Raw genomic sequence first — 12126 nt, 5'->3', positions numbered from 1 at the left:
ACATATGATGCTGAAATGGTGGTTCTCGGCGGTGTTGTGTACAAGGGTTGCCGGAAATGAGCGACAAACGGACTCCCGACCCGGCTTCTGCGGACCAAACGTCCACAGGCGCCCTGGCGCACGGCTCGTGGGCGGGACGAACGGTCCCGGCGCTGGACGAGGTCGACCGGGCGATGCTGGCGGAGCTGTCGGCGGACGGCCGCCTGGCGGTGCGCGCGCTGGCGGAGAAGCTGCACATCTCGCGCACGAACGCGTACGCGCGGCTGGAGCGGCTGATGGCGGAGGGGGTGATCACGGGCTTCGGCGCCCGGATCGACCCGCGCCGGGCGGGCCTGGGCACGTCGGCGTACATCATGGTGACGGTGGAGCAGACGTCCTGGCGCACGATGGCGACGGACCTGCACGAGATCCCGTACGTCGACCACGTGGCACTGGTGGGCGGCGACTTCGACATCCTGCTGCTGGTCCGGACGCCGGACAACTCGACCCTGCGTGACGTGGTCCTGGAACGGCTGCAGGCGCTGGAGGGGGTGCGGTCGACGCGGACCTGGTTGATCTTCGAGGAACTGCCGGGCTCGGTGCTGAGCTGACGCCGCTGCGCCGGACGCGTCGGCGAAATCACCCGCATGGACGCACCCTGGCGACCGCCGGGCAAAAGCGTTGCCCCGCAGTGCTCTTGACGTTCAGCGCACCACCGGATAGGGGTGGGCCCGCCACCGAGCGACTCTTATTTTATGTCGAGAATTAACACGCTCTCCAAACAATCGAAACCCTTGACGGCCTCCCCGTCGCCCGGTGAGGATCGGCCGGTCCGCCGTTCATCGCAGAATGGACCAGACCCATGGCCAGAAGATCCCGCGCGTGGTCTCGTGCGCGCCGAAGTTCGCTCGTCACCCTGATGAGCCTGAGTCTGCTGGGCGGGATCGCCCAGGCGACGCCGGCCCAAGCCGACGCGCCGGCTCAGCCCGTCATCGGGCAACCCGCCAAAGACAAGGACGGCTGCGCCAAGATCGAGAAGAGCCTGCCGACCCTCGCGGACTGGCCGAAGGTCGACAGCCGGTTCAAGGGGAAGGCCGGCGACGAGCAGCGGATCGCCGAAATCCTCAAGGGCATGACTCTGGAGGAAAAAGTCGGGCAGATGACGCAGCCCGAGATCGCCGCCATCACCCCCGACGAGGTCCGCCAGTACGCCATCGGCTCGGTCCTCAACGGCGGCGGCTCGTGGCCCGGCGCGAACAAGCACGCCACCCAGCAGGACTGGCTGACCCTCGCCGACGCCTACTGGAACGCCTCCAAGACCAGCCGTACGAAGGTCCCCGTCATCTGGGGCATCGACGCCGTGCACGGCAACAACAACGTCTACGGCGCCACCGTCTTCCCGCACAACATCGGCCTCGGCGCCGCGCACGACCCGTGCCTGGTCCGCGACGTCGCCGGCGCCACCGCCCGGCAGATCCGCTCGACCGGCCAGGACTGGGCCTTCTCGCCCACCCTCGCCGTCGTCCAGGACGACCGCTGGGGCCGCACCTACGAGGGCTTCTCCGAGGACCCGCGCATCACGCGCTCCTACGGCTTCGAAGCCATCAACGGCCTCCAGGACGGCGCCACCAAGCGCATCGGCTACAACGGCGTCATCGCCACCGCCAAGCACTTCATCGGCGACGGCGGCACGCTGAAGGGCCAGGACCAGGGCGTCAACCCCTCGTCCGAGGCCGACATGATCAACATCCACGGCCAGGGCTACTACGGCGCGCTCGCCGCCGGCGCCCAGACCGTCATGGTGTCGTTCAACAGCTGGACCAACCCCGACCTCGGCATCAACGAGGGCAAGCTGACCGGCAGCGACAAGGCGCTCAACCAGATCCTCAAGGGCAAGATCGGCTTCGACGGCCTGCTCGTGTCGGACTGGAACGCCATCGGCCAGGTCCCCGGCTGCACGAACTCCTCGTGCCCGCAGGCGATCAACGCCGGCATCGACATGGTGATGGTGCCGAACGACTGGAAGGCGTTCATCACCAACACCGTCGCCCAGGTGCAGAGCGGCCAGATCCCGCTGTCGCGCATCGACGACGCCGTCACCCGCATCCTGCGCGTCAAGCTGCGTGACGGCCTGTTCGAGTCGCAGAAGCCGTCCGACCGCTCCTACGCCAACTCCGACGAGGCGCTGAAGGACAACTGGCTGGCCCGCGACGCCGTCCGCGAGTCGCAGACGCTGCTGAAGAACAACGGCAACGTGCTGCCGCTGAAGCCGGCGTCGAAGGTCCTGGTCGTCGGCAAGAGCGCCGACAACATCCAGAACCAGACCGGCGGCTGGACGCTGAGCTGGCAGGGCACCGGCAACACCAACGCCGACTTCCCGAACGCCACCTCGATCCTGGCCGGCATCAAGCAGGACCTGGGCGACGCGAACGTCACCTTCGACGCCACCGGCACCGTCGACCCGAAGGGCTTCGACGCGGTCATCGCGGTCATCGGCGAGACGCCGTACGCCGAGGGCGTCGGCGACCTGACCCGCAAGACCCTCGAGGCCTCGAAGCTCTACCCCGAGGACCTCGCCGTGCTGGACAAGGTCAGCGGCAAGGGCACCCCGGTCGTCACCGTGTACGTCGGCGGCCGCCCGCTGTACATGAACAAGGAGATCAACCGCTCCGACGCGTTCGTGGCGGCCTGGCTGCCCGGCACCGAGGGCGGCGGCGTCGCGGACATGCTGGTCAAGGGCAAGGACGGCAACGGCTACCAGGGCACGCTGAGCTACTCGTGGCCGAAGAGCGCGTGCCAGACGCCGCTCAACCCGTGGTCCCCGGACTACGACCCGCTGTTCAAGCTGGGCTACGGCCTCAAGACCGGCCAGCGCGCCACGGTCGGCGTCCTGGACGAGACCCCGGGCCCGGCCGCGTGCGGCTCGACCGGCGGCGGCGGAACGGCGACCGAGGACCTGTCGATCTTCGACCGCACCGACGTCCCGCCGTACACGAGCCAGATCGGCTCGGCGGAGAACTGGGGCGGCACGGTGATCGGCCCGGACGGCACGGCATCGCACAGCGAGATCAACGTCGTCCCGGCGGACGTCAACGTCCAGGCCGACGGCCTGAAGGCGACGTGGACGGGCGCGGGCGCGGCCCAGCTGTACATGCAGAACACCGCGGGCACGAACGACCTGCGCGGCTACCTCAACGCGGACGCGGCGCTGGAGTTCGACACGATCGTCCAGCAGGCACCGGCCAACCGGACGGTGATCAGCATGCACTGCGTCTACCCGTGCTTCTCCGAGGTGAACGCGACGAAGCTGTTCACGGACCTCGCGGGCGGCGCGAAGACGACGGTGAAGATCCCGGTGTCCTGCTTCAACAACGGGCTGGACTTCGAGCACATCAACACGCCGTTCCTGGTGTACACGGACGGGAAGTTCCAGGCTTCGTTCGCGAACGTGCGGTGGGTGCCGCAGGGGGCGAAGGATCCGGACGCAAGACCCTGTTCGAGCTTGACCTGACGGCGACCGGGCCGGGAGCGAACCGCTCCCGGCCCGGTTCCGTTTCCGGCACGATCAACGCGACGCCTTATCCGGACAGGTTGTGTCCGGTATCCGGGCTAGCGTCCTGATCATGACAACGAACACCGTCCAACTGGCCTCCGTCCGCGTGATCACCGACGACCTACCGCGGCTCGTCCGCTTCTACGAGGTCCTCACCGGCGCCACCCCGCAGTACCTGACCGACGACTTCGTCGAGCTGGTGACCCCGTCCGCGACGTTCGCGCTCAGCGCGCCGGAGCGGGTCGCCTTCATCACGGACAACCCACCGCGAGCGGCCGCCAACCGCACCGCCATCGTCGAGTTCGTCGTGGCGGACGTCGAATCCCTGTTCGCCCTCATGAAGACCGAACTCGGCGATGACCTCGACGTCGTGCAGGCGCCGACGATGATGCCCTGGGGCAACGTGTCCGTTCTGCTCCGCGACCCCGAGGGGTCACTCGTCAACCTCTACACGCCGGTCACGCCGCAGGCGCGGCAACTGCAGCAGAACCGGACACCCAAGATGCCGCCGCCCGCCACCGAGGCGGACTGACCACAGACGCAGGCCGGAAAGCGCCACGCGCTCCTAATCCGGGTCGCCGCGGGGATCGACGATCGCCGCGGCGATCAGCTTCTGCCCCAGCGCGGCAACGACCCCGTGCAGAGCCTCCGGGCGCTCGATGACGAACGGCCGATCGAGCGCGGCCAGTCTTCCCGCGACCCATTCCAACCGTTCCGCACGGACGAAAATCCTCAGCCAGTGACCACCTCCGTCGACGCCGGCCGCCGGTTCGACCGACGCCAGCGTCTCCGGGAACAACGCCCGCACCTGCGCCGCGTCGGCGTCGACGAGCACTGACACCTCGTGCCGCCCGGGACCCGCCGCGAGCGGGCCCACCACCCGCTGCACCGGGTTCAGGTCGTCCGGCACCTCGAACGTGCCCTCCAGCAGGCGCAGGCCGGCGATGCGGTCCAGGCGGAACGTCCGCTCCGCCTGGCGCCCGACGTCGTGGCCGGTGAGGTAGAGCAGCCCGTTCACGGCGACGATGCCGTGCGGGTGAACGGTGCGTGACCGGGCACGTCCGTGCCGCGGCAGGTAGTCGAAGGCAACCGGACGCCGGTTCCCCGCCGCCTGCGCCAGGCCGAGCAGCACTCTCGCGCTTGCCTCCTCGCCACCCCCGGTGCGCTCCGCCTCGCCGATCCGACCGCCGGCGAAGTTCACGGTGTCGACCACCGCGTCGATCTGCCGGGCCAGGGCCGGGGGCAGTACCCGGCGCACCTTCGAGGTGGCGGCCGCCACGTCACCGATCGAGGCCGGACCGGACCCCGGCCGGCCCGTCAGCAGCAGCCCCCAGACGACCGCCAGTGCTTCCTCGTCGGTGAGCATCAGCGGAGGCATCCGGTAGTGGCGCGCCAGCCGGTAACCGCCGTAACGACCGCGCACGGAATCCACCGGAATGCCGAGGTCACGCAGGTGCTCCACGTAGCGGCGCACCGTGCGGCCATCCACGTTCAGCCGCTCGGCCAGCTCGGCAGAGGTGCGGGTGCCACCGGACTGCAGCAGTTCGAGCAGCGTCAGCACCCGAGCTGTCGGCCGTGCCACGTCACCGCCACTCGATCCCTTCAAGCGTCGAAGGATGATCGTGCCACGGGCGGGCCGCCCACCGGACGCCGAGCCCCGTCAAAACCCGCGCAGCCCGCTCACCCGGCCGACCCGATCGCGAACACGTGCAGGTCCGCGTCCGACGGAAGCGTCACCGACGCGATCTGCTTCCCGGCCGGAGCGTCGAACGGCGCCGTCGCGTACACCGACGCCCCGCCGCCCTGGCCGCCCGGCTGGTTGCGGTGGTCCGTACGCGCCACGAGCGTGTTGCCGAACACCGGGTCCGTGCCGCCGCCCGGGAAGACCCAGTCGCCGAAGGACAGGTCCGCCTGGCCCGTCGTGCCGTCGGTGAACGTGACCGTTGCCGACGCCCGGTGGTCGCCGTTGGACGCCGTGCCGATGAACGCCAGCCGCGTGCCGGACACCCGGATCGTCTGGCCCGCCGGGACGACGTTGTCCGGCCGGCCCGCCGGTGCCGCGGGCCACGTGAACGTCGTGCCCGCCGCCACAGCCGTCCGGCCGCCGACCAGCCCGGCCGCGGCCAGGGCCTGCCGGGAGAGGCTGTTGCCGGCACCGTCGATGTCGGCCGCGCCCGCGTCGCCGTCGTCGGAGATGCCGACGTTCGAGTACGCCGCCGCGAGGCCGTTCTTCGGCGCGACCAGCACGACCACCGAGGACGTCACCGTCGTGCCGCCGCCGCGGACGGTCACCGGCACCTGGTAGTAACCCTCGGGCGTGCCCGCGGCCACCGCCACCGTCAGCTTCGCGGTGCCGCTGCCGGTGCGGTCGTCGAGCCGGAGCTGCCGCGGGCCAGTCACCGTGAGCCCGGCCGGCGCCCGCGTGCCGACGTCCAGCACGCGGTCGTGCCCGCCGAGCCGCTGCCCGCCGACCGTGACCTCACCGGTGCTCCCCGGTTCGGCGACGACCTGGTTGGCCACCGACGCCAGGAACGGCTTCTCACCGTCGCGGTAGGACGGTGGCGTCGAGCCGGCCGCCCACCGCTTGTCCGGAGTGGACACGAGCGTGAAGTCCAGCCGGGCGCCGTCGCGCGCGGTGTTCGCGGGCAGGGCCGTCCGGTCCCAGTGCCGGCCGTTCAGCGCCAGGTCGTGGACGTAGGTCGCGGGCGCGGCGGGCGCGTGGACGTCGATGGTCCGCCCGTTCGGCAGCGACAGCACCGCGCGCTCGAACAGCGGGCTGTGCACCACCAGGTCCGGCGTCCCCGGTGTCGCCGGGTAGATGCCGAGCGCGGCCCAGACGTACCACGACGACTGCGCGCCGAGGTCGTCGTTGCCCGGCTCGCCGTCCGGGGTGGCGCTGAACAGCGTCGTCGCGATTTCGCGGACGACCTGCTGCGTCTTCCACGGCTGCCCGACGTGGTCGTAGAGCCACGGCACGCCGAAGTCGGGCTCGTTGCCCGCCCACATGTACGGCTCGTTCGGACCGGCGTTCAGCTTCTGGAAGAAGGTGTCCAGCCGCTGCGAAACCGCGGCCGGGCCACCCATCGCCGTCACCAGGCCGGCCGGGTCCTGCGGGACCAGCCAGGTGTACTGGGCGGCGTTGCCCTCGTCGAAGCCGTCCTGGCCGAACTTCCCGGGCGGCGGCGGGACGTAGGCCGGGCCGTCCGGGAAGCGGCCGTCCTGCCCGCGGGGCTGCAGGTAGCCGGTCAGCGGGTTGAAGGTGTTCTGCCAGTTCTGGCCGCGTTGCGTGAACTCGCGGGCGACGTCGCGGTCGCCGATGCCCTGCGCGAACTGCGCGATGGCGAAGTCGTCGATCGCCCACTCCAGGGTGATCGAGGCGCCGACGCGGGCGTGGTCGCCGCGGGCGGCGTCGTTGTTCGGCAGGTAGCCGCGGGCGACGTAGTCCTCGATCCCCCGCCGCTCCTGGTACGCGCCCGGCGTGTGGTCGACCGAGGTCGCGCCCTTGACCAGGTACCGCAGCGCGGTCTTGACGTCGAAGTCGCGGGCGCCGAACGCGTAGAGGTTAGAGATCAGCGCGACCGAGCTGTCCCCGGTCATCTGGCCGGTGTAGGCGTTCGCCATCGGCCAGCGCGGCCACCAGCCGCCCTGCACGGCGTCGTTCGTCAGCGACTGCGCCATGTCGCTGGCTTCCTTCGGGAACAGCATGGCGTGCAGCGGCGCGAGCGAGCGGTAGGTGTCCCAGTCGGAGAAGTTCGCGTACTGGTGCCGCCCCTTCGGCAGGGTCCGGACCTGGTTGTCGAAGCCGATGTACCGCCCGTCGGCGTCGTCGAAGGTGTTGGGGTGCATCAGCGAGTGGTAGAGCGCGGTGTAGAACGTCTTGAGCTGCGCGGTGTCCTTGCCCGCGACGCGGATCTTGCCCAGCGCCTGCGTCCACCTGTCCCTTGTGGACTGCCGGACCGCACCGAAGTCCCAGCCCGGCACCTCCGCCGCCATGTTGGCCTTCGCGCCGTCGACGCCCACGTAGGACATCGACACCTTGGCGTGCACGGTCGGCGAACCGAACGTCAGGTACGCGCCCGCCCGCGGCGAGTCGACGCTGTCGGTGCCCGGCTTGACCGACGAGCCGTCCCAGGTGCCGTGCGCGGTGAACGGCTGGTCGAACGCGATGGCGTAGTAGACGGTGTACTTGTTCCCCTTGCCGCAGAAGTTGCCGGTGGTGGCCGAGCCGCTGACCTCGCGGTCCCCGGTGATGCGCAGCGTGGCCGCGGAGTTCCCGGCGAGGCTGGCACCGCCCTTGACCAGCACCTGCGGCGTCGAGCCCGCCGGGTAGGTGAAGGTGGCGAGCCCGGTGCGGGTCGTCGCGGTCAGCTCGGCGCGGACGTCCGAGTCGGCGAGCGTCACGGCGTAGTAGCCCGGCTCGGCCTGCTCGCCGTCGTGGGCGAAGCGCTCGGTGCGGTCCCAGGGTGCGCTGCCGACGTCGCCGGTGACCGGCAGGATCGGCACGTCGCCGAAGGCGTTGCAGCCCACCGAGGCGTGGTCGAGGCTGAAGCCCCGGATCCGGTCGGAGTGGTACTGGTAGCCGGCGTACGCGCCCTGCGTGTCCGGCGAGAACTGCATCATCCCGAACGGCGCGGCCGGTCCGGGGAAGTTGTTGATCTCGCCGACCGAGCTGCCACCCCGGCCGGTCCCGATCAGCGGGTCGACGTACGCCGCCGGGTCACCGACCAGCGGTGACATCGTTGTCGGAGCCGCCGAAGCGACCGCGGGCGCCCCGAGCACCGCCGCCGCGACCATCGCCGCCATGAGTCTCGCCCGCACCGGTGTCCTCCTCGTCGACGCTGCCGCTGGTCCGACCTTCGCTCCCGCCGCGGCCGCGGTCAACACTTTGACAAAGACCTGGCTCGTGCCCGCAACGTATGAAGATCCGGTCAGGATGCGGTGGCAACGGTGTCAGGACGCCTACCCTCGACGCCGTGTGCGCACGTGTACTGGTCGCCGAAGACGACGAGAAGCAGGCCGAGGTCCTCCGGCTCTACCTCGAAAGCGAAGGCCACACCGTGATGCTGGCCGCAGACGGCCGGGCGGCGCTCGACGAGGCCCGGCGCGACCGGCCCGACCTGCTCGTCCTCGACGTGATGATGCCGAAGGTCGACGGCCTCGACGTCTGCCGGATCCTGCGGCGGGAGTCCGACGTCGCGGTGCTGATGCTCACCGCCCGCGCCACCGAGGACGACCTGCTGCTCGGCCTCGACCTCGGCGCCGACGACTACCTGACGAAGCCCTACAGCCCGCGCGAGCTGATGGCGCGGGTCCGGACACTGCTGCGGCGCACCGCCGGCCGCCGCGAGCCGCCCGACACCGCGTTGCGCGCGGGCGGGCTGCGGCTGGACCCCGTGCGGCACGAGGTGTCGGTCGGCGATCGCCCGGTCGAGACGACGCCGGGCGAGTTCCAGCTGCTGGAGACGATGATCCGGCAGCCCGGCCGGGTGTTCAGCCGCCGCCAGCTGCTGGAGCTGACCCGCGGCGACGACCGGTTCGTCAGCACCCGGATCATCGACGTCCACGTGCTCAACCTGCGCAAGAAGCTCGAACCGGACCCGCAGAAGCCCGTCTACCTGCGGACCGTTTTCGGGGTCGGCTACAAGCTGACGGCGGAAGATGACGCGTAGCCCTGAGCGGAAGGCGCACCAGCGCAGCTTCCCCCGGCGACGCAGCCTCGTCGTCCGGCTCACCGCTGTCTCGCTGCTCATCGCGCTCGCCTCCATCGCGGCGACCGCGTGGCTCGCCGTGCAGACGACCACCCGCGCGATCCAGCAGGAGCAGGGCCAGGCGCTTTCCGGCGACGCGACGATCTACACCGAGCTGCTCGGCTTCGCCGCGGCCAACCACACCTGGGCCCAGGTCGGCCCCCGGCTGCGGATGCTGTCGGAGCAGACCGGCCGCCGGGTCGTGCTGACCACCCTCGACCGGCACGTCCTCGGCGACTCCGGCGGCGCGCCGGTGACCCTGCCGGTCAAGGCGACCGCGTCGGTCGACCCGCTGCACGTCGACCCGGTGCTGCTGCCACAGGCCGGCACGAGCGGCATCGACCCGCGCGCGGTCGGCCCGTTCGAGCTGCCGCCGTCCGAGCGCGAAGAGCTCACCACCCTCGCCACGAAGGCCACCACCTGCCTCGCCCGGGTCGGCCTGGCCAGCCAGGTGCGCGACGCACCGAACGGGCGGCCGCAGCTGACCGGGCTCGATCCGCTGTCCGCCCGCTACTTCGCGAGCAAGTGCGGGCTCTACGAACTGGCCGAACCGACCCGGACCGAGCAGGCCGCGCTGCTGACCCTGAACGACGCCGTCGACAACTGCCTGAAGAGCCAGGGCGGCGAGGAGGTGAAACTGGGCCTCGACCTGGAAGTGTTCGGCCGCAAGGACCAGGGGCCGCTGCAGGGCTGCCTCGATTCCGCCCGCCGCGCGCAGCTCACGCCGTACGTCGCGCCGCCCGCGCTGCTGTTCACCCTCGGCCCGGGCGGCTCGCCGCTGCCGACGTTCACGCTGTCGCGGGCGAACCTCGCCCGGATCCTGGCGGTGACCGGCGGGGTGCTGCTGCTGGCCGTCGCGCTCACCGCGCTCGTCGCGCGGCGGCTTTCCCGCCCGCTGCGGGCGCTGACCGAGGCCGCGAAGCAGGACCGGCCGGCCCCGGTGAAGTCCCGCGACGAGGTCGGCTACCTCGCCGCCGCGTTCAACGACCTCACGGCGCGGCGGGAACGCATCGAAGAGCAACGCAAGGCGATGGTCAGCGACATCGCCCACGAGCTGCGCAACCCGCTCAACGTCATCCGCGGCCGGCTGGAGGCCGCCGAAGACGGGCACCTGCCGTTCGACCGGGCCCTGACCGCGTCGCTGCTCGAGGAAACCGTGCTGCTGCAGCACATCGTCGACGACCTGCAGGACCTCGCGGCGGCCGACGCCGGGCAGCTGCGCCTGCACCCCGAGCCCCTCGACGCGGCGGAGCTGGCCGGCCACGTCGCCGCGGCGCACGCCGACCGGGCCGCCGCGGCCGGGGTCACGCTGACCGTGGACACCGCCGGCGACTGCGCGCTGGAAGCCGACCCGGTGCGGCTGCGCCAGGTCGTCGGCAACCTGGTGACGAACGCGATCCGGCACACGCCGCCCGGCGGCCGGGTCACCGTCCACGTCTCGTCCACTGTGGACGAGGTGACGCTCGCCGTGGCGGACACCGGCACCGGGATCGCCGCCGCGGACCTGCCGCACGTGTTCGACCGGTTCTGGCGGGCCGAGAAGTCCCGCAACCGCCAGACCGGCGGCAGCGGGCTCGGCCTCGCCATCGTGCGCCACCTCGTGCAGGCCCACGGCGGAACGGTGACCGCGGAGTCCGAAGTGGACGCCGGATCGACGTTCACCGTCCGGCTGCCGGTGACCTACAGGGGCAGGCCGGCGTAGTTTTCGGCCAGCTCGGTCTTCGCGGCCGCCGACGTCACCGTGCGGTGGAGCTGGGAGAGCTGGAGCTGGGCGTCGAAGTCGTCGCCGTGGCGGTGCAGCATCGACGTCATCCACCAGGAGAAGTGCGTGCAGCGCCAGACCCGCCGCAACGCCGTCTCCGAATACGCGTCCACGAGCCGGTCGTCGCCGCGGAACGACGCCGTCAGCGCCTTCGCCAGCAGGGCGACGTCCGCCACCGCCAGGTTCAGGCCCTTCGCTCCGGTCGGCGGCACGATGTGGGCGGCGTCCCCGGCCAGGTAGAGGTGCCCGTGCCGCATCGGGGTCGTCACGAAGCTGCGCATCGGCAGGACGCTCTTCTCCGTGATCGGCCCGGTTTCCAGCGTCCAGCCCGAGACGCCGAGCCGCTCGGACAGCGCCGTCCAGATCCGGTCGTCGCTCCACCGCGCGATGTCCTCGTCCGGCGCCACCTGCAAGTAGAACCGGCTCACCCGCGGCGAGCGCATGCTGTGCATCGCGAAGCCGTCCGGGTGCCAGGCGTAGATCAGCTCGTCGGTCGACGGCGCCACGTCAGCCAGCACCCCCAGCCACGCGAAGGGGTAGGCCCGCTCCCACACCTGCGGCTGCGGGATCGACCCGCGGCTCGGCCCGTGGAAGCCGTCGCAGCCGACGACGACGTCCGCGTCGATCCGCCGGGCGGCCCCGTCGGCGTCCACGAAGGTCACCGACGGCTGCCCGGTGACGTCGTGCAGCGTGACGTCGGCGGCCGAGTAGAACGCCGGGCGGCCCGCCTTTTCCCGCGCCGCCATCAGGTCCTTGGTCACCTCGGTCTGCCCGTAGACCGTCACCGACCGGCCGATGAGGTCGGCGAAGTCGATGTGGTGGCGGTTTTCCGGCCACTGGAGGTGGATGCCGCGGTGCTCCATGCCCTCGACGTCGAGCCGGGCGCCGAGGCCGACGTCCCGCAGCAGCCCGACCGTGCCGGCTTCGAGGATGCCGGCGCGGATGCGCGCCTGGACGTACTCCGCGGTCTGCCGTTCGAGCAGCACGGAGTCGATGCCTTCGAGCCCGAGCAGGTGGGACAGCAGCAGCCCGGCCGGGCCGGCGCCGACGATGACGACCTGGGTGCGCACTGGCGGTTGTCCTTT

General features: G+C 71.2%; 8 protein-coding genes. 5 read left to right on the top strand and 3 right to left on the bottom strand.

Features of this window, described 5'->3' with window-relative positions:
- The first annotated feature begins 113 nt into the window (after positions 1–113).
- From ACLJPY_RS11750 to ACLJPY_RS11740, 3 genes are all read left to right on the top strand, one after another.
- Positions 114–590, top strand: coding sequence for an Lrp/AsnC family transcriptional regulator (locus ACLJPY_RS11750; RefSeq protein WP_410588292.1), 477 nt, complete (start codon positions 114–116; stop codon positions 588–590).
- 308 nt (positions 591–898) lie between these two features.
- The gene (locus tag ACLJPY_RS11745) at positions 899–3490 is read left to right on the top strand and encodes a glycoside hydrolase family 3 protein (RefSeq protein WP_410588045.1); all 2592 of its coding nucleotides are present in this window, start codon (positions 899–901) and stop codon (positions 3488–3490) included.
- 112 nt (positions 3491–3602) lie between these two features.
- A complete protein-coding gene (locus ACLJPY_RS11740) occupies positions 3603–4064 on the top strand; it encodes a VOC family protein (RefSeq protein WP_410588044.1) in 462 nt (153 codons plus the stop codon).
- A 33-nt stretch (positions 4065–4097) separates the two neighbouring features.
- Here the strand turns inward: ACLJPY_RS11740 and ACLJPY_RS11735 are convergent, their stop codons facing one another.
- Both ACLJPY_RS11735 and ACLJPY_RS11730 read right to left on the bottom strand, forming a co-directional pair.
- On the bottom strand, positions 4098–5114 hold the full coding sequence (locus tag ACLJPY_RS11735) for a helix-turn-helix transcriptional regulator (protein ID WP_410588043.1): 1017 nt from the start codon (positions 5112–5114) through the stop codon (positions 4098–4100).
- Positions 5115–5212: 98 nt separating this feature from the next.
- Positions 5213–8350, bottom strand: coding sequence for a GH92 family glycosyl hydrolase (locus ACLJPY_RS11730; RefSeq protein WP_410588042.1), 3138 nt, complete (start codon positions 8348–8350; stop codon positions 5213–5215).
- 155 nt (positions 8351–8505) lie between these two features.
- On the opposite strand from ACLJPY_RS11730, the gene ACLJPY_RS11725 reads away from it, so the two are divergent.
- Positions 8506–9201: a response regulator transcription factor gene (locus ACLJPY_RS11725; protein WP_410588041.1), complete on the top strand. Its 696-nt coding sequence runs from the start codon at positions 8506–8508 to the stop codon at positions 9199–9201.
- Positions 9191–10981 (top strand): sensor histidine kinase, encoded by a 1791-nt coding sequence (locus ACLJPY_RS11720; protein ID WP_410588040.1) that lies wholly within the window; start codon positions 9191–9193, stop codon positions 10979–10981. The genes ACLJPY_RS11725 and ACLJPY_RS11720 overlap by 11 nt, the downstream gene beginning before the upstream one ends.
- On the opposite strand, the gene ACLJPY_RS11715 is transcribed toward ACLJPY_RS11720, so the two are convergent.
- On the bottom strand, positions 10960–12111 hold the full coding sequence (locus ACLJPY_RS11715) for a 4-hydroxybenzoate 3-monooxygenase (RefSeq protein ID WP_410588039.1): 1152 nt from the start codon (positions 12109–12111) through the stop codon (positions 10960–10962). The genes ACLJPY_RS11720 and ACLJPY_RS11715 overlap by 22 nt on opposite strands.
- Positions 12112–12126: the final 15 nt, after the last annotated feature.

Source organism: Amycolatopsis sp. lyj-23 (genome assembly GCF_046549135.1).
In the GTDB taxonomy this organism is placed as follows: Bacteria; Actinomycetota; Actinomycetes; order Mycobacteriales; family Pseudonocardiaceae; genus Amycolatopsis.
Note: the sequence above shows the minus strand (reverse complement) of the source record. Positions and strands in the feature narration are given on the sequence as shown.